The sequence below is a fragment of the Streptomyces sp. BJ20 genome, from assembly GCF_022869105.1.
Taxonomy (GTDB): domain Bacteria; phylum Actinomycetota; class Actinomycetes; order Streptomycetales; family Streptomycetaceae; genus Streptomyces; species Streptomyces griseoincarnatus.
Genome location: NZ_CP094918.1, coordinates 1864736 through 1887776, shown reverse-complemented (window position 1 = coordinate 1887776; position 23041 = coordinate 1864736). Strand labels below are relative to the sequence as shown.

The 23041-nt window shown below is 73.7% G+C and carries 19 protein-coding genes; 7 read left to right on the top strand and 12 right to left on the bottom strand.

The genetic code is table 11. From position 1 onward, the window contains the following. Positions 1-317 precede the first annotated feature (317 nt). From MTR79_RS08715 to MTR79_RS08705, 3 genes are all read right to left on the bottom strand, one after another. Complete coding sequence (locus MTR79_RS08715) at positions 318-1001, bottom strand: phosphatase PAP2 family protein (RefSeq protein ID WP_244789680.1); 684 nt, start codon at positions 999-1001, stop codon at positions 318-320. Between the two features lie 117 nt (positions 1002-1118). After that, positions 1119-1313, bottom strand: coding sequence for a hypothetical protein (locus MTR79_RS08710; protein ID WP_086700352.1), 195 nt, complete (start codon positions 1311-1313; stop codon positions 1119-1121). A gap of 92 nt (positions 1314-1405) precedes the next feature. Next, positions 1406-2206, bottom strand: a complete 801-nt coding sequence (locus MTR79_RS08705) for an SDR family NAD(P)-dependent oxidoreductase (RefSeq protein WP_189365644.1) — start codon at positions 2204-2206, stop codon at positions 1406-1408. Positions 2207-2345: 139 nt separating this feature from the next. Here MTR79_RS08705 and MTR79_RS08700 point away from each other — a divergent pair, with 139 nt between their 5' ends. Further along, positions 2346-3722 (top strand): deoxyribodipyrimidine photo-lyase, encoded by a 1377-nt coding sequence (locus MTR79_RS08700; protein WP_244789679.1) that lies wholly within the window; start codon positions 2346-2348, stop codon positions 3720-3722. Positions 3723-3739: 17 nt separating this feature from the next. Here the strand turns inward: MTR79_RS08700 and MTR79_RS08695 are convergent, their stop codons facing one another. Continuing rightward, positions 3740-4984, bottom strand: coding sequence for an NAD(P)/FAD-dependent oxidoreductase (locus MTR79_RS08695; protein WP_244789678.1), 1245 nt, complete (start codon positions 4982-4984; stop codon positions 3740-3742). A 231-nt stretch (positions 4985-5215) separates the two neighbouring features. Between MTR79_RS08695 and MTR79_RS08690 the strand changes: the two genes are divergently transcribed. Beyond that, positions 5216-5734: a TspO/MBR family protein gene (locus tag MTR79_RS08690; protein ID WP_244789677.1), complete on the top strand. Its 519-nt coding sequence runs from the start codon at positions 5216-5218 to the stop codon at positions 5732-5734. A 4-nt stretch (positions 5735-5738) separates the two neighbouring features. Here the strand turns inward: MTR79_RS08690 and urtE are convergent, their stop codons facing one another. The 5 genes from urtE to urtA form a co-directional block, all read right to left on the bottom strand. After that, positions 5739-6431, bottom strand: a complete 693-nt coding sequence (gene urtE, locus MTR79_RS08685) for an urea ABC transporter ATP-binding subunit UrtE (protein WP_086700346.1) — start codon at positions 6429-6431, stop codon at positions 5739-5741. Positions 6432-6436: 5 nt separating this feature from the next. Beyond that, positions 6437-7210, bottom strand: a complete 774-nt coding sequence (urtD, locus tag MTR79_RS08680; protein ID WP_244789676.1) for an urea ABC transporter ATP-binding protein UrtD — start codon at positions 7208-7210, stop codon at positions 6437-6439. Beyond that, positions 7207-8343, bottom strand: coding sequence for an urea ABC transporter permease subunit UrtC (urtC, locus tag MTR79_RS08675; RefSeq protein WP_244789675.1), 1137 nt, complete (start codon positions 8341-8343; stop codon positions 7207-7209). The genes urtD and urtC overlap by 4 nt, the downstream gene beginning before the upstream one ends. Then, positions 8340-9224 carry an urea ABC transporter permease subunit UrtB gene (gene urtB / locus MTR79_RS08670; RefSeq protein WP_086700342.1) on the bottom strand — a complete coding sequence of 295 codons (885 nt, stop codon included), beginning with the start codon at positions 9222-9224 and terminating at the stop codon, positions 8340-8342. The genes urtC and urtB overlap by 4 nt, the downstream gene beginning before the upstream one ends. Positions 9225-9315: 91 nt before the next feature. Beyond that, entirely contained in the window at positions 9316-10569 is a 1254-nt protein-coding gene (gene urtA / locus MTR79_RS08665) for an urea ABC transporter substrate-binding protein (protein ID WP_189365640.1), read from the bottom strand. A gap of 282 nt (positions 10570-10851) precedes the next feature. Between urtA and MTR79_RS08660 the strand changes: the two genes are divergently transcribed. Then, positions 10852-11337: a MarR family transcriptional regulator gene (locus tag MTR79_RS08660; protein ID WP_244789674.1), complete on the top strand. Its 486-nt coding sequence runs from the start codon at positions 10852-10854 to the stop codon at positions 11335-11337. On the opposite strand, the gene MTR79_RS08655 is transcribed toward MTR79_RS08660, so the two are convergent. Both MTR79_RS08655 and MTR79_RS08650 read right to left on the bottom strand, forming a co-directional pair. After that, on the bottom strand, positions 11294-12412 hold the full coding sequence (locus MTR79_RS08655; protein WP_244789673.1) for a substrate-binding domain-containing protein: 1119 nt from the start codon (positions 12410-12412) through the stop codon (positions 11294-11296). The two genes, MTR79_RS08660 and MTR79_RS08655, sit on opposite strands and share 44 nt — an antisense overlap. An 89-nt stretch (positions 12413-12501) precedes the next feature. Next, a complete protein-coding gene (locus tag MTR79_RS08650) occupies positions 12502-13230 on the bottom strand; it encodes a glycoside hydrolase family 11 protein (protein WP_048456130.1) in 729 nt (242 codons plus the stop codon). A 681-nt stretch (positions 13231-13911) separates the two neighbouring features. On the opposite strand from MTR79_RS08650, the gene MTR79_RS08645 reads away from it, so the two are divergent. Genes MTR79_RS08645 through MTR79_RS08630 form a run of 4 tightly spaced genes read left to right on the top strand, consistent with a single transcriptional unit; the run spans position 13912 to position 20612 of the window. Then, positions 13912-17430: a hypothetical protein gene (locus tag MTR79_RS08645; protein ID WP_244789672.1), complete on the top strand. Its 3519-nt coding sequence runs from the start codon at positions 13912-13914 to the stop codon at positions 17428-17430. Then, on the top strand, positions 17427-17816 hold the full coding sequence (locus tag MTR79_RS08640; protein ID WP_086700336.1) for a hypothetical protein: 390 nt from the start codon (positions 17427-17429) through the stop codon (positions 17814-17816). The genes MTR79_RS08645 and MTR79_RS08640 overlap by 4 nt, the downstream gene beginning before the upstream one ends. Before the next feature lie 55 nt (positions 17817-17871). Further along, positions 17872-18369, top strand: a complete 498-nt coding sequence (locus tag MTR79_RS08635; protein WP_244789671.1) for a hypothetical protein — start codon at positions 17872-17874, stop codon at positions 18367-18369. Positions 18370-18404: 35 nt separating this feature from the next. Continuing rightward, entirely contained in the window at positions 18405-20612 is a 2208-nt protein-coding gene (locus MTR79_RS08630; RefSeq protein WP_244789670.1) for a S1 family peptidase, read from the top strand. 144 nt (positions 20613-20756) lie between these two features. Here the strand turns inward: MTR79_RS08630 and MTR79_RS08625 are convergent, their stop codons facing one another. Beyond that, the gene (locus tag MTR79_RS08625; protein ID WP_244789669.1) at positions 20757-22976 is read right to left on the bottom strand and encodes a SpoIIE family protein phosphatase; all 2220 of its coding nucleotides are present in this window, start codon (positions 22974-22976) and stop codon (positions 20757-20759) included. Between the last annotated feature and the right edge of the window lie 65 nt (positions 22977-23041).

The following is a 23041-nucleotide window of genomic DNA, read 5'->3' as shown; positions in this document are numbered from 1 at the left end:
CCCGGCACGAGGCGTCCCGACGCGGCGCGTTGCCGGCACGGCGCGTCCCGGCACGAGGCGTCCCGACGCGGCGCGTTGCCGGCACGGCGCGTCCCGGCACGAGGCGTCCCGACGCGGCGCGTTGCCGGCACGGCGCGTCCCGACGCGAGGCGTCCCGACGCGGGGCGTTGCCGGCACGGCGCGTCCCGACGCGAGGCGTCCCGACGCGGCGCGTTGCCGGCGCGAGGCGTCCCGGCGCGAGGCGTCCCGGCGCGAGGCGTCCCGGCGCGAGGCGTCCCGGCGCGAGGCTGACGGCGATGGCTGACAGTGATGGGCCGTCAGCCCTTGTGCGGGTGCCGGGCGTCGGCCAGGCGGTCGACCGCCCATGCCACCGCCGGCACCACCGCCAGCGCGGTGCAGCAGCCGCCCACCGTGTCCGTCGGGTAGTGCGCCCCGGTGGCGACCTGGGCCCAGCCCATGAGGGCGCCGGCGGCCGAGGCGGCGGCCAGGGCGAGGACGGTCCCTGACGTCGGACCGAGCCCGGACCGCCCCGCCGCGAGCAGCGCCAGGGCGAGGGCGAACGCCGTGAGGAAGGCGGTGTGGCCGCTCGGGAACGCCAGGTTGTCCTCGCCGTTGATGGTGCGCGCGGCGAGCGGCTTGAGCAGCCGCGTCACCCCGACGGCAAGGCCGGGGCCGACGAGCAGCAGCACGGCGGCGCGGGTCCTGCGGGCCTTCAGGCAACCGACGACACCGGCCGTGAGCAGCAGCAGGGCGCCCCCGGGGTCGCCCAGGAAGTCCGTCGCGTGCGCGAGGTGCCACCAGGGCGCCCCGACCCCGTACGCGGCCTCCCCGATCCGGGCGTCCGTCCGGCCGGGCCCGGTGTCACCGGCGTACCGGACGCCGAGCAGAAGGACCACGAGCGAGGCGAGCACGGCGACAACGGCAAGACGCCCGCGCATCACCACGGGCAGCACCGCCGCAGCGGTCACCTTGCCGTCCGTCACCGTCACCGTGCCGCCCACCCCCGTGCAACGCCCCCTTGTCAGGTTAACCGACGTGCCGGGCACGCGAGTTGGAGGGCGGATCACGCCGAGGGGCGCGCCGTCGGTCACGGCGCGCCCCTCGGCGGTGGGAATCCCTTACTCCGGGTGGTCCGGCTGCTGCTCCGGCGGCTTGCCGCCGCCCCGGCCGCCGCCCTTGTCGCCGCGGTCGGTGCCGTGGGCGTGGCCGCCCGCCCCCCGGCCGGGCTGGGACGCCTTGCGGGCGCTACTGTCCTGCGGTGTGGCCCCGCCCTTGTCGCTGCGCCGCAGCTCGGGCTGTTGCGGGTTCGACATCGGCTTCCTCCTTGCGTCGCCTGCGCGTCCGTGCGCGCCTGCCGCTCCCCGGGTGTCTCGTGCGCGCGGGGCGAAACGCGCTGTCGACCCGGTCAGTCGCGTGAACCGTCGCCCGTGCCCGGTTCGGCGAGGCGCCGGTGGGCCGCCGCCTTCACGCCGTCGGGCAGGACCTTCCCGGCCAGCCCCTGCGCCTTGGTCATCAGCGACCCGGTGACGGCCTTCTTCTCGCCCTCCACGATCGCCTCGAACGCCTGCTCGGCCACCTGCTCCGGCGGGTCCTTCTTCATGGAGCCCATGCGGGTGTCGTCCGCCATGTCCGCCCGGTCGAAGAACTCCGTCTCCGTCGGGCCCGGCATGAAGGCGGTGACCGTCACCCCGGTGTCCTTCACCTCCTCCGCCAGCGCCTGCGCGAAGCTCTGCACGAACGACTTGGACGCGTTGTAGACCGGCTGGAAGGAGCCGGGCATCTGGGAGGCGACGGACGAGGTGAAGGCGAGCCGTCCCCCGCCGTGCGCCGCCATCGCCCGCAGCAGCGGCTTGGCCAGCCGTACGGTCGCGGTGACGTTGAGGTCGATGACCGCCTGGTCGTCGGCGAGGTCGGTGTCGACGAAGGCGCCGCCCTGGCCGACCCCGGCGTTGAGGACGGCGACGTCGACGGTCAGGCCGTCGAGCGCGTCGAGGAGCAGGAAGCGTCCCTCGCCGGTCCGCAGGTCGGCGCGGACCGCGCGCACCTCCCCGCCCGCCTCCCGCAGCCGCTCGGCGGCGGTCTCCAGCTCCTCGTCCTCGGCGTTCACGACGAGGTCGTATCCGTGCGACGCGAACTGCCGGGCCAGCTCGAGGCCGATGCCGCTGGACGCGCCGGTGATCAGTGCGAGTGGCCGTGTCTCAGTCATGCCGGACGGGTAACCTCGCAAGTCCGCCTCACGCACCCCGCCCGCCACCGGCGACGTTTCCCGTGCCGCACCGGCGGATACCCGCGGCGGTGCGGCACCGGACGCACGCTTCCCGCCGCCCGACCTCCGGAGTGACACCGTGACCGTCTCCGTGGTCCTCTACACCGCCGACCTGCGTCTGCGCGACCACCCCCCGCTGCACGCGGCGCTGCGGTCCTCGGACGAGGTGGTGCCGCTGTTCGTGCGGGACCCCGGCATCCACGCGGCCGGCTTCGACGCGCCCAACCGGCGGGCCTTCCTCGCCGACTGCCTGCACGACCTCGACGCCTCGCTGCGGCATCGCGGCGGCCGGCTCGTGATCCGCTCGGGGCCGGTCGTCCGGGAGGTGTGCGCGGTGGCCGCCGCGTGCGGGGCCGCCGAGGTGCACATGGCGGCGGGCGTGACGGCGTACGCCCACCGCCGGGAGGAGCGGCTGCGCAAGGAGCTCGGCGCCGTGGGCGTGGCGCTGCGCGTGCACGAGGCGGTGATCACCGCGCTCGCCCCCGGGGCCGTGACCCCGTCCGGCTCGGACCACTACGGCGTGTTCACCCCGTACCTCCGCCGGTGGTCGCGGGAGACCCTGCGGGGGCCCCTCGCGGCGCCCCGTGCCGTCCGCGTCCCCGACGGGGTGGGCGGTGAGCCGCCGCCCCGCCGCGCGGACGTGTCCGGCACCTCCCCCGGTCTCCCGCCCGGAGGGGAGACGGCCGGCCAGGACCGGCTGGCGCGGTGGTCGCGCTCCGGCGGCATGGCCGCCTACGAGGACCGGCACGACGACCTCGCGGGCGACGCCACGTCGCGGCTGTCGCCGTACCTCCACTTCGGGACTGTCTCCGCGGCGGAGGCCGTCCACCGGGCACGCAAGCAGGGAGGTCCGGGCGCGGAGGCGTTCGTGCGTCAGCTGTGCTGGCGGGACTTCCACCACCAGGTGCTGGCGGCGCGCCCCGAGGCCTCCTGGCGGGACTACCGCACCCGCGACGACCGATGGCGCGGCGAGGAAGAGGCCGCCGAGGACATCGCCGCGTGGCGGGACGGGCGCACCGGCTACCCGGTCGTCGACGCGGCCATGCGGCAACTGCGGCACGAGGGCTGGATGCACAACCGGGCGCGCCTGCTGACGGCGAGCTTCCTGACGAAGACGCTGTACGTCGACTGGCGGATCGGCGCCCGGCACTTCCTGGACCTGCTGGTGGACGGCGACGTCGTGAACAACCAGCTCAACTGGCAGTGGGCCGCCGGCACGGGCACCGACACCCGCCCCCACCGGGTCCTCAACCCCACGGTCCAGGCCAAGCGCTTCGACCCGGACGGCACGTACGTACGGCGCTGGGTCCCGGAGCTCGCGGACGTCGAGGCCGGGCGGATCCACGAGCCCTGGCGCCTCCCGGAGGACCGTCGCGACGCCCTCGGCTACCCCGACCCTGTGGTCGACCTCGCCGAAGGGCTCGCCCGTTTCCGCCACGCGCGGGGCCGCGACTGAGACACCAGGGGCTCAGGTCACGCCGCCGTGTCGGCCAGCACCTCCCGTGCCGCGCGCGTCCCCGACGCGAGGGCGCCCTGCACGGAGCCGGTCGCCCGGTGGTCCCCGCACACGTACCGGCCCGGCCCCAGACGGGTGGTGCGGCTCAGCGGCCAGGGCGGCGCCATCGCCGGCAGCGCGCCCTGGACCGTGCGCACGTCCAGCCGCTGCCAGCCGCCCGTGTCGGTGCCGTACAGCTCGGCGAGCCGCTGGAGCACGGTCCGTTCCCTGCCGGGGTCGTCGGCCCCCAGGACGGACGTGGAGACCAGTGCGGTGCCCGCGGGGGCGTAGGTGGGGGCGACCTGGGAGAGCACGCAGGTGTTCAGGACCGTGCCGGTGCTGTCCACCCGGAGGACCGGTTCGACTGCGGGGCTCGCGTCGGCGGCGTGGTGGTACGTGGTGACCGTGCGGGTGGCGGGCACGGGAAGCCCCGGCAGCAGCCGGGCGGCGGTCGCCGGTTCCGTCGCCACCACCACGGCACCGGCCGGGATCTCGCTCCCGTTCTCCGTCAGCACCCCGTCGTCGGTGAGCGACGAAACGGGCGTGCCGAGTCGCAGGACGCCGTCCGGGAGTCCGTCGGCCAGTTGGGCGGGCACGGCTCCGACGCCCCGGGCCGGCAGGCACAGGGAGCCGCGGACCATGCTGCGCCACACCAGGTGGAAGAAGCGTGCGGAGGTTTCCAGCCGGTCCTCCAGGAAGACGCCCGAGAGGAAGGGCCGGAGGATCTCGTCGACCATGGCGTCCGACACCCCGGCCCGCTTCAGGGCCTGGGAGGTGGAGCCGTCCCGGCGCCGTCGGACGGCCGACGCCGGCAGCAGGGCGTCCCAGGCGGTGAGCCCGGCCAGCGCGGCCAGGTCGCGCGCCCCGGGAAGCCGCCCCGGCGTCAGCGCCTCCGCCGCGCCGGACTCCCTGGTCGGGTCGACGAGCCGGACGGGGCCCGTCGAGGTGTGCGCGACGACGCCCGCGGTGAAGGGCCGCAGGCGCAGACTCCTGAGGTCAAGGCGCCGCTTCACCTGCGGGTAGGAGGTGTTGAACACCTGGAACCCGCGGTCCAGCAGGAACCCGTCCCGCCGGTCGGTGCGCATCCGGCCGCCCACGCCGTCGGACGCCTCCAGCAGCGCCACCCGCCGTCCGGCACGGCACAGGTCCAGCGCGCACGCCAGCCCTGCCAGGCCCGCGCCCACGACGATCACGTCCGGCGCCGCGCGGTGGTGCTCGCTCATGCTGCTCCTCGGTGGGCTCCCCGGCCGCAGCCGGGGAAGGGTCGGGACGCGGCCGCCCGCGCGGCCCTCCCCTCGCCGGTACCCGCGACCGGCGGGCACAGCCCCTCCGGGCGGCCCCTGTCCCCCGGCCGACGGAACCGGCGTCGCCTCCTGGCGGAGCCGGAGGGGGCACGCGCCGTGTACGTGCTCCCCCTCCGGGCACCCGCTCCCGGTGACCGATCGGAGGGCCCCATGGCCGACCTGCTGAGCGAGGAGACCCGCGGGCCGGCCGACCGTGGCCGGCCGGGATGGCCGACGTTGCTGCTCCTGCTCGCGGTGTGCTACGCCGTGGCCGCGCTGGGCAGCCTGGCCGCCGCCGACTCCGGCGACACCTACCAGGCGCTCGAGCGGCCCTCCTGGGCCCCGCCCGGCTGGCTCTTCGGACCCGTGTGGACCGTGCTCTACGGCACCACCGCCGTCGCCGCGTGGCTCGCCCTGCGCGGTGACGGCACGAGGGCCGGGCGCAGGCCGGCCATGGTCCTCTGGTCCGTCCAGCTCGCGCTGAACCTGGCCTGGACGCCCCTCTTCTTCGCCGCCGACGCCTACGGATGGGCGTTCGCCGAGATCTGCCTGCTGTGGCTCGCGCTCGTCGCCACCGTCGTCGCGTTCGCGCGAAGGCGCCGGGCCGCCGCCGTGCTGCTCCTGCCGTACGCGGCCTGGGTGACGTACGCCGGCTCGCTCAACCTGTCGATCTGGCTGCTCAACACCTGACGCGTCACACGCTGAGCGCCGCCCTTACCGTCCCCTCCGCCTCCGCTCCCCCGTCCCCCGACGAGGTGACCCGTCCGGCCTCCAGGACGTAGTACCGCCGGGCGGCGCGCATGGCGAAGCCGACGTGCTGTTCGACGAGGAGCACGGACAGGCCGCCGCGCCGGGTCAGGGCGAGGACGGTCTCCTCGATCTCGGCGACGACGGACGGCTGGATGCCCTCGGTCGGCTCGTCCAGGAGCAGCAGACGGGGGCGGGTGATCAGGGCGCGGGCGATGGCGAGCTGCTGGCGCTGGCCGCCGGAGAGCAGGCCGGCCCGGCGTCCGGACAGCTCCCGCAGGACGGGGAAGAGGTCCAGCGCCTCGGCGACGGCCTCCCTGCCGTCCGGACGGCCGTCGGCGACGAGCTGGAGGTTCTCCGCGGTGGTGAGGTGCGGGAAGGACTGCTGTCCCTGCGGCACGTACGCCACCCCGCGGGCGACCCTCCGGTGCGGGGCGAGGCGGGTGATGTCCTCGCCGTCCAGCAGGACCGTGCCGGCGGACGCCGGGACGATCCCCATGACGGTGCGCAGCAGGGTGCTCTTGCCTGCGCCGTTGTGGCCGAGGACGGCCGCGACGCCGTCCTCGGGCACCTCGACGGTGACACCGTGCAGCACGGTGGTGCGGTCGTACCCGGCCCGCACGGACTGGATCTGCAGCATGCGCGTCACGCCTCCTCGGCGACGGGAACGGCGGCGGGCTCCGGCTCCGAGGCGCGGCCCAGGTAGACCTCCTGGACACGGGCGTCGGCCTGCACCTCGGTGACCGAGCCCTCGCTCAGCACCTTGCCGGCGTGCAGGACGCTGACGCTGCGCGCGAAGGACCGCATGAAGTCCATGTCGTGCTCGATGACGACGACCGTGCGGTCCCCGCTGATCCGCCGCAACAGCTCCCCGGTGGCCTCGCGTTCGTCGTGGCTCATGCCGGCCACGGGCTCGTCGAGCAGCAGCAGCCGTACGTCCTTCACCAGCAGCATGCCGATCTCCAGCCACTGCTTCTGGCCGTGCGCGAGCACGCCCGCCGGGCGGTCGCGCAGGTCGGTGAGGCCGGTGGTCTCCAGCGCCCTGGCCACCTCCTCGGGGACTCCCTTCCTGCGCCGCAGCATCGTCAGCGGGCCGCGCCCGGCCCCGGCCGCGATGTCGAGGTTCTGGAGGACGGTCAGCTCCTCGAAGACCGTCGCGGTCTGGAAGGTACGGCCGATCCCGAGGCGCGCGACGCGGTGCACGGGCCGCCCCAGCAGTTCCTCACCGCCGAAGCGGACCGACCCGCCGGCCTTGACCAGCCCGGTGACCGCGTCGACGAGGGTGGTCTTGCCGGCGCCGTTGGGTCCGATGAGGAAGCGCAGGTCGCCGGGGAGGATGTCCAGGTCGACGCCGTCGACGGCCGTGAACCCGTCGAACGTCACCCGCAGGTCCCGTACGGTCAGTCCCTCGCCGCTCATGCCGCTCCTTCCGTCGCGGGGTTGTGGGTACGCCGTTTCCGCCGCAGTACGGTCACCAGGGAGGCGAGTCCGCCGGGCAGGAAGCCGACCGCCACCACGAACAGCAGCCCCTGGAGGTACGTCCACGCGGCGGGGTAGGCGTCCGACAGCGTGGACTGGGTCCAGGCGACGGCGATCGCGCCGAGCACCGCGCCCAGCAGGCTGGCCCGCCCGCCGACGGCCGCGCCGATGACGAAGCCGATGGACGGCACGACGCCGATCAGCGCCGGGGAGATGATCCCCACGGCGGGCACGAAGAGGGCGCCGGCCAGGCCGGCCATGCCGGCCGCGACGACGTACGCCACCAGCTTCACGTTGGCCGGGTCGTAGCCGAGGAAGCGCACGCGCTCCTCGGAGTCCCTCACGGCGACGAGGAGTTCGCCGTAGCGGCTGACGAACAGCTGGCGCGCGGCGGCCATCAGCACCAGCAGCACGGCCGCGACGACGACGTACACCATCCGCTGGTTGACCGGGTCGTCGAGGGCGTAGCCGAAGAAGCCCTGGATGTCGGTGAGGCCGTTGGTGCCGCCCGTGGTGGCCTGCTGGCCGACGAGCCAGATGGCGAACGCGGCGGCCAGCGCCTGGCTGAGGATCGCGAAGTACGCGCCCTTCACCCGGCGGCGGAACACGAAGAAGCCGAGCAGCGCGGCCACCGCCATCGGCAGCAGCACGGTCGCCGCGAGGGCGAACACCGGGTCGGCGAACGGTTTCCACCACCACGGCAGGGCGTCGCCGGTGCCGTACAGCTGCATGAAGTCGGGCAGGGTCTGGCCGGTGACGGCGGCGTCGGCGAGTTTGAGGTGCATCGCCATGGCGTAGCCGCCGAGCCCGAAGAAGACGCCCTGGCCGAGCACCAGCAGCCCGCCGCGGCCCCAGGCGAGGCTGACGCCGACGGCGACGATGGCGTAACACAGGTACTTGGCGAGGAGGCTGAGCCGGAAGTCGGAGAGGACGAGCGGGGCGATCCCGAGCAGGAGCAGGGCGCCGAGGAGGAAGGCGCCGGGGACGCGGAAGCGTTCCAGGAACGGCGCCGGGGGCTCGGAGACCGGCGGCTTCGTGGCCGTCTTCCCGGCCAGGGGTGTCGTTGTGGTCATGCGAGGCTCCGGGTGCGGAGTGTGTACAGGCCCTGGGGTCGCCACTGGAGGAACACGACGATCGCGACGAGCACGACGACCTTGGCGACGCTGACGGTGGTGGAGTACTCCAGCACCGACTGGAGCACGCCGAGCGCGAAGGCCGTGATGACGCTGCCCTTGAGCTGGGCGATGCCGCCGACGACCACGACGAGGAAGGCGTCGACGATGTAGTTGGTGCCCATCGTCGGGCCGATCGGACCGACCAGGGTGAGCGCGACGCCGGCCACGCCCGCCAGGCCCGAGCCGATGAAGAAGGTGGTGCGGTCGACGCGTCCGGTGGCGATGCCGGACACCTCGGCGAGGTCGCGGTTCTGGACGACGGCCCGGATGCGCCGCCCGAGCGGGGTGAGCCGCAGGATCAGCGTGAGGGCGAGGACGCACAGCAGGGCGAGGCCGAGGATGAACAGCCGGTTGCCGGCGAGGGTGACCCCGCCGACGGTGATGTGCCCGGTGAGCAGGTCGGGGGCGGTGGTCTGCACGTTGGGGGCGCCGAAGACGTCCCGGGCGAGCTGCTGGAGCATCAGGGAGACGCCCCAGGTGACCAGCAGGGTGTCGAGCGGCCGGGTGTAGAGCCGGCGGATGAGCAGCCACTCCAGGAGGGCGCCCATCGCCCCGGCGACGAGGAAGGCGAGCGGCAGGGCGACGAGCAGGGAGACGCCCGCGCCGCTGACCGACTGCTGGAGCACGTAGGTGGTGTAGGCGCCGGCCATGATGAACTCGCCGTGCGCCATGTTGATGACGCCCATCTGCCCGAAGGTGAGGGTGAGCCCGAGGGCGATGAGCAGCAGCACGGCACCGATGCTGATGCCGGTGAAGGACTGGTTGAGGACGACCGTCATGAGGCGGCTCCGGATCGGGGACGGAGGGTGCGGGCGCGGGGCGGACCCGGCCTGCGGGAGGCCGGGTCGGCGTCGTGGGGGACGGGCGGCCTCAGGAGAGGCCGGCGGCCCAGTCGTAGCCCTTCAGGTACGGGTCCGGCTTGATCGGTGCGCCCGAGTTCCACACCTCGGTGATCAGGCCGTCCGCGCCGACCTTGCCGATGCGGGCCGTCTTGTGGACGTGCTGGGTGGCGCCGTCGACGGTGACCTTGCCCTCGGGTGCGTCGAAGGTGATGCCGTCCGCGGCGGCCTTCACGTCGTCCACGTCGAAGGAGCCGGCCTTCTCGACCATCGCCGCCCACAGGTGCACGGAGGTGTAGGCGGCCTCCATCGGGTCCGACGTCGGCTTGTCCTTGCCGTAGGCCGCCTGGTACGCCTTCACGAACGCGGCGTTCGCCGCGCCGGGGGTGGTCTGGTAGTAGTTCCAGGCGGTGAGCTGCCCCTCCAGGTACTGGGTGCCGATGGACTTGACCTCCTCCTCGGCGATCGACACCGACAGCACCGGCAGGCTCTTCGCGCCGAGCCCGGCGGACTTGTACTCCTTGAAGAAGGCCACGTTGCTGTCGCCGTTGAGGGTGTTGAACACGGCGTCCGCGCCGGCGTCCTTGACCTTGTTGACGATGGTGCTGAACTCGGTGGAGCCGAGCGGCGCGTAGTCCTCGCCGACCACCTCCATGCCGTTGGCCTTCGCGTACGCCCGGATCTCCTTGTTGGCGGTGCGCGGGAAGACGTAGTCGCTGCCGACCAGGTAGAGCCGGGTGAGTCCCTGCTTCTTGAGGTAGTCGAGAGCGGGGACGATCTGCTGGTTGGTGGTGGCGCCGACGTAGAAGATGTACGGGGACTGCTCAAGGCCCTCGTACTGCACCGGGTAGAACAGCAGCGACTTGTTGCGCTCGAAGACCGGCTTGACGGCCTTGCGGCTGGCAGAGGTCCAGCAGCCGAAGGTGGCGACGACCCTGTCCTCGGTGATCAGGGTCTGCGCCTTCTCGGCGAAGGTGGGCCAGTCGGAGGCGCCGTCCTGGCTGACCGGCTTCAGTTTCTTGCCGAGGACTCCGCCGGCGGCGTTGATCTCCTTGACGGCGAGAAGAAGCGCGTTGTGCACGGTCACCTCGCTGATGGCCATGGTGCCGGACAGTGAATTCAGCAGGCCCACTTTCACGGTGTCGCCGGAGGTGTCGGCTTTCGCGCCTGAGGCGGAGGACGTGTCGCTTCCGGTCTTGGCGCCGCATGCGCCGAGAGCGGCGGAGGTGCCGAGGACGGAGAGACCGGTCAGAAGACCGCGCCTGCTGATGCTGAGTCCGGACATGCGGAACCTCCTTGCCCGGAAGGGCGATTGAGGGAAGTGGGGACGGAGGGGGGACTCTCCGGGCCGGTCGCCGAAGTGCGTCCACAGCCTGGGGCGGAACTGTTTCCCCGGTGTTTCCGCGCAATTGACGAACCGTATCCAACGGCTTTTGTTCGCCCCTTTATTGCTTCCACGGGAAAGGATCAGTTCGCGTCAATGCCCTGTCATGCGAGCGTGATTCGCAGGTACGCTCGGCCCGTCCCCAGGGCGGGGACGTACCCCGGACGCATGCTGAGGAGTGCGATGGCGAGGCGGCCCCGGCGGCCCGAGGAACTGCTTCATCTGCTGACGCGGGCCGAGCGCCTCTCGGCGGAGCGGATCCGGTCCGTGCTCGACGAGTTCGGCTGTTCCGTGGAGGCGTGGCGGGTGCTGGGCCTGCTCTCCGACGGCGCGGGGCACAACATGACCGCCGTCGCCGACCACGCGTTCCTGCCCGCGCCGACGCTGACGAAGCTGGTCGACCAGCTCGTCGACGACAACCTGGTGTTCCGCCGTATCGACTCGGCGGACCGGCGCCGCGTCCTGGCGCAGCTCACCCCGCGGGGCCTGGAGCGCTGGCAGCAGGTGTCGCGTGCGGTGCGGGCGGAGTGGGCGGAGGCGGAGCCCTTGGCCCCGGGGGACGAGGACGCGCTGCGGACCCTGCTGGCCCGGCTCGGCGACGCGTGGGAGGAGACTCCGGAGGGGATCACAAGAGCTCGTGCGGGGCGCGCAGTTGAGCGAGGACGGTGAAGTCGGGCCCGTCCGCCTGCGCGAGATAGATGCGCTGGCGCACATGCCGTCCGTCGAGACCGAGCAGCCCGCGCGGCCCTTCGTAGCGGACGTCGCCTGCGGCCGCGCCGATGGCGGACACGTCGAGGGTTCGGGCCCGCTCGACGAGGGCGGCGAGCAGCAGCACGCCCTCGTAGCAGGACTCGCCGAGGCTGCCGGGCACGGGCGCGTCGACGCCGAAGCGCGCGGCGTAGCGGCCGTGGAAGTCGAGGGTGTTGCGGTCGGCGAGCGAGGCGAAGTAGCCGGCCGTGCTGAAGAGGTCGACGGTGGCCTCGGGACCGCTGGCGAGGAGCATGTTCTCGTCCATGAGCGTGGACAGCCGCAGACAGCGCCGGTCCAGTCCGGCGGCGGCGAACGCCCGGTGGAAACGGACGGCGTCACTGCCCACGAGGAGCACGATCACCCCGTCGGCGTCGGCGCGCTCGACGCGCCGCAGCAGCCCGGCGAACTCGTCGGTGCCGAGCGGGAGATACGCCTCTCCGCAGACGCGCCCCCGGCTCTCGCGGGCGTAGCGCCGGGCGGCGCGGGCGGTGTGCCGGGGCCACACGTAGTCGTTGCCGACGACGAACCAGCGGCGCACGCCCCGCTCCTCGGCGAGCAGCCGCATCGCGGGGAGCAGCTGCCAGGAGGGCGTCTCGCTGGTGAGGTAGACGCCGTCGGTGCGCTCGCCGCCCTCGTACAGGGCGGTGTAGACGTACGGCACGCGGTGCGCGATGCGCGGGGCGACGGCCTGGCGTACGGAGGAGATGTGCCAGCCGGTGACCCCGTGCACGGCGCCGGTGGCGACGAGGGCCTCGACCTCGTCGGCGACCTGCCGGGGGCCGGCGCCCCCGTCGACCTCCACCAGCCGTAGCTCCCTGCCGAGCACACCGCCGGACCGGTTGACCTCCTCGGCGGCGAGCTGTGCGCAGGACTCGCAGGTGGGCCCGAAGATGCCCGCGGGCCCCCGCATCGGGTACACGAGGGCGACGTTCAGGACCGACCCGTCGGCAGTGAACCACTCGGGGGCGCGGAGACGGGGCGGCGGCCTGTGCATGGCCCACATGATGGCGGCCCGGGGTGGAGCTCCCCAACCGGCGGTTCGCAGGGTGAGACCGCCGGCCGGGGAGGACGTGGCGTCCGGGGTCAGCCGGAGACGGTGATGGTGGAGCTGCCGCTGCTCTGGTAGCCCTCGGTCGCCATGATCATGTAGTACCTGAACTGGCCCATGTTCATGCCCGCGCGCGCCCAGGCGTCGAAGTGGTTGCCGGTGGTGATGGTGCCGGAGCCGCTGGTCACCTTGGACTGCCGGACGCTCCAGTACTGGTCGAACGTGCGGGTGCCCTCGACGGAGGGGGCGTTGTACCGGGTCGTCTTGTAGATGTCGTAGGTGCCGCCGTCGCTGTGGACGGTGCCCCGGTACTCGCCGGTGGGCCGGTAGCTGCCCCAGTTGTCGACGATGTAGTACTCGACGAGCGGGTTGGAGGTCCAGCCGTAGAGGCAGCCGTAGCCGTTGCCCGACGGGTTGAACCAGCCGGTGTACCGGACGGTCCGGCGCCCGCCGTTGGCCCAGCCCTTGCCGGCCACGAAGTTGCCGCAGTTGGTCCACCGGGTGCTGTAACTGCCGCCGCCGTTGAGCGTCATGGAGACGGAGCCGCCGCCGTCGGTCCAGAACGAGTAGTACATGCCGTCGTACCCGGTCTGGTTGGTGGTGATGGTGGTGGCGGCGTGCGCGGTGCCGGGCAGCAGCAGCCCGGACCCGGCGACGGCCGCGGCGGCGCCCGCGCCGGCGCCGACGAGGAAGCCCCGCCGGCTCAGGCCGCTGAAGGGGGGCGGGTTCTGCTCGGACTCGTACCGCTTGCCGTCCTGGTTCATGCGTCCTCCCGATGAAGGCTGGTGGGGGGCTGGGCGGCTGCTGCCACCCGCTGCCTTGCAGGGCCGACCTCCGTGACGCCCAAGTAACGCCTGGGGTACGGGGGTTGGCTGTCGTGCGGTGGCCACAGTGTTCGTAGGCGGACATGAGCGTGTCAACAGTTTCGGCAACCTTTCGGAAACTTCGCCTTCACACTTCAAGGCTCGCGCACCGTGTAAGCACAGGTCAGGCACCACGATGGCCGTACACCTTCGCCCGGATGCATGCACCTCCAAACAATCGAGGCGCAAGCCCGTGTGAAGGGATCGAAAGTTTCGCCGCCCGGGTACAGGCACGTGCACCCGTCACCACGGCCACCGGGACCCGCTCGCCGCACCGAGATAACGAAGCCCGCCCCACGACCCGCGAGAACCGGCCATCGGCGAGTTCACGCCACGCCGCGGGTCGAAGCGCCGCTTGACGTCAGCCGCTGCATTTCAGCCAATTCGGAGACTGAAGCACTTCGTTACCGAGAGCGTTACAACTGTTTCCCATGGTGACGGGCATCACTCCCGGTAACCGTGGGTTAACCCTGTTTCCACCCGTTTATCACGTTGGACGAGCCACCAAGATCCGGATTCGATAAGGGACTTGAACCACGGGGGGTGGCGGGATGTCCCCTCGGAGCCGAGAAGGGGGTCTCGATGCCAGGGGCACGGGAGACATTCAGCAGACGCCAGTCATTGGCCATCCTGGGCGGGATCGCGGCGGGTACCGCGCTGCCCCTGGGGGTGTTCGGGTCCCGGCCCGCGTACGCGGCGGACCCGGCGCCGGCCGACGGCGGCGTGGGGCTGCCCGACACCGACCGCGCCAAGGCCGTGCGGGCGTACCGGACGGGCGGCCGGGCGGTGCGCACGGCCGCGGCGGCGGCGCTCGTGGGCAACGCGGACGAGGTGACCGCGTTCCTCGGCGAGCGGCTGCCGGCGGCCCTGGCCGAGGACAACCGGTTCGTCCTCACCCAGGCCCTGGTCAGCGCGGGCAAGGCGACGCGGGCGGGGATCGGGGAGGCGCTGTCCGGCGGGGACGCGGCCGTCGCCGCCTACCTGGGAGGCGGCTTCCAGTCGGCGGTGCGCGAGGACCTGCGGGTGGCCGTCACCACGGTCAACGCGCACGGCGGCAAGGCCGTGAAGCGCGAGTCCTCCGAGGCGCTGACGGCCGGGACGGACTTCGCGCTGCGGTCCTTCCTCAGCGGCGGGCAGTACGACGCGCTCCACGAGGACCGGCGCGTCCAGGTGACCACGATCCTCGTCACCGCCTCGCCGCAGGTGCGGGAGTACGCCGAGCGGGCGCTCGACGACGGGTCACCGCGGGCCATCCAGTGGTTCCTGACGACGGGGCAGTACATCGCCCGGGCGCGGGACGAGGAGACGGCCACGATCCAGCAGCTGGTCAAGATCGTGGAGTCGGAGGGCAAGCTCGCCGAGCGCAGGACCGACGAGGCCGTCGAGCTGTCGCAGCAGGCGGTCCAGGCCGCCGAGAAGGCCAAGGCGGCCGCGCTGGAGGCGAAGGCCGAGGCCCTGGCCGCCGAACAGGACGTGCAGCGCTCGGCGAAGGCGGCGAACAAGGCGGCGCGGGCCGCCCAGGGAGCCGCGGCCGCCGCCTCGACCGCGGTGTCCGCCTCGCGTACCGCGCAGGCCGCCGCCCGGCGCTCGGTGTCCGCCGCGAACGCCGCCGCCGCCGCGGCCGCATCGGCGGGGCGCGCCGCGTCGCGTGCCTACCACGCCGCCATCAGCGCGTCGAAGAACGCGAACATGGCGGAGGCCGCCAACCAGGCGGCGCAGGCCGCGAAGGCGATGGTCAGCTGGGTCCGTACCGTGGCCGCGAAGGCCCGGCTCGCGGCCCTCGCCTCCGACGCCGCGGAGTCCGCGGGCCTCGCCGCCGCCGGTGCCGCGGTCGACTCGGCCGCCGCCGCGCGCGCTTCGGCCGACGCCGCCGCGGCCTCCGGCGCCGCGCAGTCCCAGGCCGCCGAGGCGCAGCGCCAGGCCGCCGTCGCCGAGGCCGCGGCGGGACGGGCCACCGCGGCCGCGAGCCGGGCCTCGGCCCTGTCCCGCAGGTCGGCGGCCGCCGCGCGCACCGCGGCCGCCGCCGCCGACAGCGCGGCCGACCACGCGGACAAGGCTGCCCTCGCCGCCGAGGAGGCGGCCCTCAACGCCGGCAAGGCCGTGGACTACGCCAACCGCTCCACGGCCGCCGCGAACGCCGCCGTCGAAGCCGCGAACAAGGCCTACGACGCCGTCACCGAGGCGCGGGAGGTCGAGCAGGAGGCCCGTGAGGCCGAGATCGCCCGGCTGAACGAGGAGACCGAGGAAGCGATCGAGGTCGCCCGGCAGCAGCGGCGCGAGGAGACCGACCTGCTGGAGCGCGCCAACCAGCGGCGGACCCAGCAGACCCGGCTCTCCGAGGAACTGCTCGCGCTGATCACCGCGATGGACACGGCGTTCGCCGAGGGCCGGACCGGGGAGGCCGTGGACAAGGGGCGGCAGGCCGCCGTCCTGCTCCTCGACCGGTCCGGTACGTGGACCCGGGAGGCCGCCGAGTTCGCGCTGGCCGGCTCGGACGAGGACGTCCTGCGCTGGATCGAGGCCGACCGGCTGATCGCCCTGGAGCAGGACAACGCGGAGAACGCGGCGGCCGTCGCCGCGATCTCCACGCGCAACGTGGCCGAGGCCGCCGCCAAGGCGCTGGGCGCCGAGGACGCCGCCACCATCAGGACGTTCCTGGAGAGGGGCGCGGTCGAGGCGGCCCGGGACGACAACGAGGTGGAGGTCACCACGCTCCTCGCCGACCCCACCACCGGCACCGCCGTACGCAGGGCCGCCGAGGCCGCCCTGGCGGACGGCTCCGCCGAGGCGCTGCACACCTTCCTGCACGTGGAGCGCGCCGCGGCCGTCCACGAGGACGACCGGGTGGCGGCCACCACGCTGCTGGCGAGCGGCGGTCCCTACGTACGGGCCGCTGCGCAGGTCGCGCTCGAGGGCGACACGCACATGCTGCGCCAGTTCATCGGGACGACTCAGTACGAGTTCGCGCGCATCGACCACGACCACGCCACGCACATCAGCGCGATCCGCGCGGCCATCGCCCGGGCGGCCAAGGTCGCGCAGGACGCGCTCGAGGACGCGGCGTATGCCTCCGAGGCCGCGGCGCTCGCCCGCCAGGCCGCCGAGGAGGCCACCGAGTGGTCCGACAAGGCGAAGGGCTGGGCGGCCGACGCCAAGGCCTCCGCCGAGGAGGCCCGCAGGAACGCGGAGGCCGCGGAAGCCTCCGCCGCCTCCGCCGCCAGGTCCGCCGAGACGGCCGCGAGCGCCGCCGCGACGGCCCGCAGGGCGAGCGCCGTGGCGCGGGACGCGGCCAACCGGGCCGTGCGCTCCGCCTCGACCGCCGCGGCCTACGCCGCCGACGCGCAGGCCTCCGCGACGAAGGCGCGGCAGGCGGAGCTGGCGGCCGGCAAGTCCTACGCCCAGGCGGCGAGGGCCGCCACCGAGGCGCGGATCCTGGTGATCCAGGCCGCGATCCGGCAGGCGATCCAGGACGCCATCGACAACTCCAAGGTGCCGATCGACGGCAAGACCGGGCTGCCCGACGGCGCGGAGAGCTGTCTGACGCCGTTCGGCGACCCGATCGAGCACAGCAACAGCACCAACCCGTGGGAGCTGGGCCTGAGCTGGCTGACCGGCGACGGCCCCCGGGCGCAGTGCTTCGGCCCGAACGACGAGTTCACCCGTCTCTACCGCGAGCACGCGCACACCAGGGGCGTGATCGCGTACTTCCTCAGCGAGTGGCAGCGCACCGGGAAGTACCAGCTGGGCAAGACCTACATGTACGACTACCAGCTCAGCGGCTTCGACGGCGTCGGCAAGTACCTCACCGACTACGGCACGCTCGCCACGGCCGGGCTCACCGGCAACCTCGCGTACACGTTCCTGGGCTCGCACCAGGTCCGTATGACTCCCGTCCGGGAGAACGCGGACGGCTCGGTCACCTGGCGGTACACCGCGTACAACGAGTCGGACATCGAGTCGGCGACGCACCCCCCGGTCATCGGGTACACGGACTGGTGGAGCGACACCGTGGGCGCGTTCGTCGACAAGGTCGTAGGTGACGAGGGGCCGATGTCGCCCAAGACCCAGGTGATCGAGTTCGACGTCACCCTCGGCCCGTGACGCGCGGGACGGCACGGGCACGGTGGCTGTCCGCCGTGCTCGCCGCTTCCGCCCTGCTCGTCTCGGGGTGCTCGGAGGAGGTCGACCCGCTCGAACTGCCCGGTGTGTACCGGAACGACGACGGCGGGCGGATCGAGCTCTCGGCGGACGGGACGTTCACGGCCACCGGGGTGACCACGGACGAGGGCGCCGGGCCGGCCGACTTCAGCGGCACCTGGGACTACGAGAGGCCGAGCACGTCCGGCGACTTCGTGTACCTGGGCGTGGAGGACGGCGGGCTCGGGACCACCGGCGGGATCCAGCTCTACGTGGAGGACCAGGACACGCTGTACTTCCAGCTCGATCCCGACGGTCCCGTGACGCAGACGTACGACAGGGCGAGCTGAGCCGCCCTCTTCCCCAAGGGCGCGAGCCCGAGAGATCCGACCATCTAGGACTGTGATGAAGACACGCAACGCACTCGTGCGCCTGCTGGGCGCCGCGGCCACCGCCGGCGCGCTGGCCTGGGCCGTGCTCGCCCAGGGCGGCGCCGCCGGTTCCCCCACCGAGGCCGTCGCAGGCGACACGCCCGGCTACGCCGTCGAGGACTACGCCTACCCGAACGCCGACACGATCCTGGCCGAGCAGGACATCGTCCTCAAGCGCGGCGACGGCCACATCGTGCTCGCCGACTGCGCCGCCGGGGCCGACCTGCTGCGGTTCCTCGCCCGCGACCGCGAGGACGTCTGCTTCGAGGTCACCGCCGACACCGGCTTCCTGACCCTCGAACTGCCCGCGGTGCACGGGGTGAAGACGGACGACTCCGCCAACACCCACCTGGAGATGACGGCCGAGGACGACCAGGTCGAGTACGACATCCCGGCGGACACCTGGGCGGGCGTCGGCGAGTCCGTCGACGGCCGGGAGCACGTACTGGTCGAGATCCACGTCACCAACTGAAGCCACGCCTCCCCATGATTGAGGAACCCACTTTCATGTCCTTCATCAGACGTCCTCGGCCGGCCGGGCTCTGCGCCGTCCTGGCCGCCGGGTCGCTCGCGCTGAGCGCGGCGCCCGCCCTCGCCGTCACCGGCGGTACGCCGGTGGCCGCCTCGGACACCACGTACGCCTACACGGCGAAGATCACCGTCGGCGCCCACGACCGCGGCTGCTCCGCCGTCCTGGTGGACCCGGAGTGGCTGCTGACCGCGGCCAGTTGCTTCGCCGAGGACCCGGCCGCCTCGCTCGCCGTCCCGGCCGGCGTTCCCGCCAAGGCGACGACCGCGGTGGTCGGCCGGTCCGACCTCACCGGCACGCAGGGCGCCGAGCGCCGCGTCGTCGAGCTCGTACCGCGCACGGACCGTGACGTGGTGCTGGCCCGCCTCAGCCGGCCGGTCACCTCCGTGACCCCGGCGGCGTTCGCCGGCGGCGCGCCCGCGGCCGGCGCGGAGCTGACCTTCGCCGGATACGGCCGGACGAAGACGGTGTGGGCGCCGAACGAGCTGCACACCGGCGTCCACACCGTGGACTCCACCGCGGGCACCTCAGTGAACGTCACCGGCAAGGGCGGGGTCGCCGCCTGCATGGGCGACGCCGGCGGCCCGGTCCTCTCCGGCGGCACGCTGGTCGGCCTCACCAGCCAGTCGTCCCAGGGCGGTTGCCTCGGCACCGACGAGACGCAGACCTCCACGGCGGGCGTCGTCGCGCGCGTCGACGACCTCGCCGCCTGGGTCGCCCAGAAGACCGGCGCCACCCGCATCACCGACTTCAACGGCGACGCCGTCGAGGACATAGCCGTCGGCGACCCGATGGCCACGGTCGGCGGCGACACCACCGCGGGTCTGGTCCGGGTCGTGTACGGCGGCGGCAAGGGCACCGCCGAGATCACCCAGGACCTCGACTGGGTGCCCGGCGGCTCCGAGCCCGGCGACCACTTCGGCAACCACCTCGCGACCGTCGACTACAACGAGGACGGCTACACCGACCTCGTGGTGTCCGCGTCGGAGGAGGATCTCGGCACCGCGACCGACGCCGGTTTCGTCGACATCCTGTTCGGCGGCAGGAACGGTCTCGGCACCGGTCCGGCCGCGCGCCACCTCGAGCAGGGCGCCGGCACCGGCTCCATCGGCACCGCCACGCCCGAGAGCAACGACCGGATGGGCGCCGCCCTCGAGGCGGGCACCACCGCCGAGGGCAGGCCGTGGGTCCTGATCGGCGCGCCGGGCGAGTCGATCGGTTCGCTCGCCAAGGCGGGCGCCGCCTTCTACGTGCACGGCGACACCAGCACCGACATCAACCAGGACTCGCCCGGCGTCCCCGGCGCGGCCGAGGCGAACGACGCCTTCGGCACGGCCGTGACGGGCGACTCCAACTACATCGCCATGGGCGCTCCCGGCGACGCCATCGGCGGCGACGCGAACGCCGGCAACCTCGCCGTGTTCAGCCACACGCTGGACGCCGCCGGACGGCCCACCCTGGTCACGGGACTGGACCAGGACAACGAGAAGATCAACGCCGGGGCCGAGGCCGGTGACAAGTTCGGTCAGGCCCTCGCGCTCGTCGCCTACCGCCCCGCCGGCGCGGCCGCGGCCACCGACTCGATCCTCGCGGTCGGCGCGCCGGGCGAGGCCCTGGCGGCCGAGACCGGCGGCGCGCAGCTGGCCGAGGCGGGCAACGTCCTCCTCCTGCACATCAAGGGCGACGGCACCTGGGACTACCTGCGCGCGCTCAACCAGGGCTCGGGGACCGACGACCGCTCCGGCACCATCGAGGCGGGCGACCGCACGGGCGCGTCCCTGAGCGCCGTCAACACCGCGCCGCGCCAGGTCGGTTCGGCCGAGACGCTGAAGGTCGCCGTGGGTGTCCCCGGTGAGGACCTCGCGGGCGTCACCGACGCCGGCGCCGTCCACACCTTCTCCCTGATGGGCGCGGCGGGCGCGAACGACTCGTGGATCGAGGCCGGCGACGGCGACGGCGTCCCGGGGCCCCCGAGCGCCGGCGCCAAGATGGGCACGAGCATCCACTTCACCCCGCGGAACCTCTACGTCGGCATGCCCTACGGGCCCGCCGCGACCGGGGCCGTGCACGTCCTGCCGTTCCCGAACGCCGTGACGGGCGGCACCAGCGCGCCCGCCACGACGTACCGGCCGGGCCAGGACGGACTCCCCGCCCACGGCGAGTACTTCGGCTACGCAGTGCGGTGACGGACGCGGGTGCACCACACCTCGGACGGCGGCGTCCTGCGCCGCCGTCCGAGGCAGCCACTCCAGGCCCCGCCGGGCGCGCCCCGGCGGGGCCGCGTGCTGCCCGGCCGGGCCGCACCGGCTCCTCCGTGCGGAGAGGTGACCTCACCGCACTCGCGGTGACGGTCCCTCCGCCGTCACGACCAGCGCCGCCTGGTCGTCGTCGACCGTGCGCCCGTTCGTGAACGCCTCGATGTCCTCCGTCAGCGTCCGCACGATGTCCGTCGCGGCCGGACGGGCCGGGGCGGAGGCCAGGGCCTTGAGCAGGCGTGCGTCCCCGTACTGTTCCCTGCCCGCGGCCCGGCACTCGGTGATGCCGTCGGTGTACAGCACCAGGCTCTCCGTGGGGCGCAGCGTGAGGCGGACGGCGTCGAGCCGGGGCGGGATGCCGATGCCGATCAGGCCGCCGTGGGCCTCGACCGGGGTCACCGTGTGACCGGCGTCCAGCAGGAGGGGCAGGGTATGGCCCGCCCGCACGAGCTCGACGGCGAGTCCGTCGTCGACCGGCGTCAGATGGCCGTAGACGAGCGTCACGAAGCCGTTGTTCTCCTGGGAACTGCGGTCGTTCAGGGCCCTGTCGACGGCTTTGACGATGCCGACCGGGTCGGCGAGGAGCGGGGCGACGGCACGGGCGGTGTGCCGGACCAGGGCCGTCGTGGTGGCGGCCTTGGCGCCGCGCCCGCAGACGTCCCCCAGGACGAAGGACCAACTGCCGTCCCCGCGGGGGAACACGTCGTAGAAGTCGCCGCCGATGTCGAGCCCTTGACCCGCCGGGTGGTAGAAGGCCGCCACCTGGGCGCCGGGGACGTCGGGCAGGTCCGGCAGCAGGAGGCCGCTCTGGAGGTCGCGGGCGAGGGCGGCGCGCTGCGCGTACTGGCGTGCGTTGCGCGCGGCCGACGCGGCGCGGCGGGCCACCTCCTCCGCCAGCGCGATCCGGTGGCCGTCGAGGGACGCGCCGTCCGTCGCGTAGAGGCTCAGCACGCCGAAGGGCCGCTCCCGGTCCATGAGCGGCACACAGACGTAGCCGGTGACGCCCAGTTCCTGCCACGGTCCGGGACCGGGCGGGGTGCGGCGGGCCACTTCGGTGAGGCCGGTGGCCAGGACCCGCGCGACGGCGTCGTCCTCGGTCTCGCGGACGGCGCTGTGGGAGGCGAGCAGTTCACGGGCGCGCCCGGTCGTGGCGGCGGACGCCACCCGGATCATCCGTCCGGCCTCCACGACGTCCACCGCGGCGAGCGGGGCCAGCGCCGGGACGGCCAGCTCGGCCAGGCGCCGCAGCGTCTGCCCCTCGTCCAGCGGTCCTGCCAGCGCGGTGCTCACGGTCAGCAGGTAGGAGAGGTCGTCGCGGGCCGCCCTCTCCCGGGCGTCGGCGGTCCGCCGGGCCTGCTCGGCGTGGTGCCGCTCGACGGCGAGGGCGGCGGTGTCGACGAACAGGCCGGCCAGCGCGAGGTCGGTGTCCTGGGGGGCGCGCGGTGTGCGGTGGTACATCGCGAAGGTGCCCAGCACCCGCCCGTCGCGCCCGAGGATCGGGGTGGACCAGCAGGCGGCCAGCCCCGCCTGGCCGGCCAGCTCACGGAAGTCGTCCCACAGGGGGTCGGTGGCGATGTCGGTGACGATCACCTTCTGCCGGCGGTGGGCGGCCGTGCCGCAGGAGCCGGCGCCCTCACCGGTGGCGATGCCGTCGATGGCCTGGTTGTAGAAGGCGGGCAGGCTGGGGGCGGCGCCGTGGTGCAGATGCCGGCCCTCCTCGTCCGCGAGCAGCACCGAGACGATGACGTCGGGGGACAGCTCCTCGATCACCCGGCACATGCCCTCCAGCACCTCCGGCAGGGGTGCCTGGCGGGCGATCTGCTCCAGGAGGGCGCGCTGCTCGGCGGCCAGCCGCCGGGCGTGCTTGACCTGGGTGGTCTCCACCCCGATCATGCGGACGCCCACCACGTTGCCGCCGGTGTCGCGGCGGGCCTCGTAGGTGAAGTCGACGTACGCCTCGCGGGCCCGGCGGCCGACGCCGAGGACGACGCGGGTGTCCCGGCCGACGTGCCGCTCCCCCGTCCGGTAGACCTGGTCGAGCAGCCGGAGGAAGCCCTGGGCCTCCAGTTCGGGCATCAGATCGCCGAGCGGCACACCGGTGCGCTCGCGCTGCCCGCCCCCGATCGCGGTGAAGAACGCCGGGTTCGCGGCCTCCAGCACATGGGCGGGCCCCGCCATGGAGGCGAACAGCGCCGTCGACGTGCCGAACAGCACCGACAGAGCGTCGTCCCGGTCCGGTACCGCCGACGACGGGCGCGAGACCTCGCCGGTCCGCGGTTCCCGTTCAGGTCTCATCCCGTTCCCTCCGCCGGCGCGTGCGCCGGGTCGGCGCCGCTTTCCCCGGAACCGGTCCGTTTTCC

Excerpts from the sequence above, each read along its gene's own strand:
- MTR79_RS08660 (WP_244789674.1), top strand. The coding sequence starts at position 10,852 with ATGGCGAGGCGGCCCCGGCGGCCCGAGGAACTGCTTCATCTGCTGACG.
- urtE (WP_086700346.1), bottom strand. The coding sequence starts at position 6,431 with ATGCTGCAGATCCAGTCCGTGCGGGCCGGGTACGACCGCACCACCGTG.
- MTR79_RS08705 (WP_189365644.1), bottom strand. The coding sequence starts at position 2,206 with ATGACTGAGACACGGCCACTCGCACTGATCACCGGCGCGTCCAGCGGC.
- MTR79_RS08690 (WP_244789677.1), top strand. The coding sequence starts at position 5,216 with ATGGCCGACCTGCTGAGCGAGGAGACCCGCGGGCCGGCCGACCGTGGC.
- MTR79_RS08710 (WP_086700352.1), bottom strand. The coding sequence starts at position 1,313 with ATGTCGAACCCGCAACAGCCCGAGCTGCGGCGCAGCGACAAGGGCGGG.
- urtB (WP_086700342.1), bottom strand. The coding sequence starts at position 9,224 with ATGACGGTCGTCCTCAACCAGTCCTTCACCGGCATCAGCATCGGTGCC.
- MTR79_RS08625 (WP_244789669.1), bottom strand. The coding sequence starts at position 22,976 with ATGAGACCTGAACGGGAACCGCGGACCGGCGAGGTCTCGCGCCCGTCG.
- MTR79_RS08645 (WP_244789672.1), top strand. The coding sequence starts at position 13,912 with ATGCCAGGGGCACGGGAGACATTCAGCAGACGCCAGTCATTGGCCATC.
- urtD (WP_244789676.1), bottom strand. The coding sequence starts at position 7,210 with ATGAGCGGCGAGGGACTGACCGTACGGGACCTGCGGGTGACGTTCGAC.
- MTR79_RS08655 (WP_244789673.1), bottom strand. The coding sequence starts at position 12,412 with ATGCACAGGCCGCCGCCCCGTCTCCGCGCCCCCGAGTGGTTCACTGCC.
- MTR79_RS08635 (WP_244789671.1), top strand. The coding sequence starts at position 17,872 with ATGAAGACACGCAACGCACTCGTGCGCCTGCTGGGCGCCGCGGCCACC.
- MTR79_RS08650 (WP_048456130.1), bottom strand. The coding sequence starts at position 13,230 with ATGAACCAGGACGGCAAGCGGTACGAGTCCGAGCAGAACCCGCCCCCC.
- urtC (WP_244789675.1), bottom strand. The coding sequence starts at position 8,343 with ATGACCACAACGACACCCCTGGCCGGGAAGACGGCCACGAAGCCGCCG.
- urtA (WP_189365640.1), bottom strand. The coding sequence starts at position 10,569 with ATGTCCGGACTCAGCATCAGCAGGCGCGGTCTTCTGACCGGTCTCTCC.
- MTR79_RS08695 (WP_244789678.1), bottom strand. The coding sequence starts at position 4,984 with ATGAGCGAGCACCACCGCGCGGCGCCGGACGTGATCGTCGTGGGCGCG.
- MTR79_RS08630 (WP_244789670.1), top strand. The coding sequence starts at position 18,405 with ATGTCCTTCATCAGACGTCCTCGGCCGGCCGGGCTCTGCGCCGTCCTG.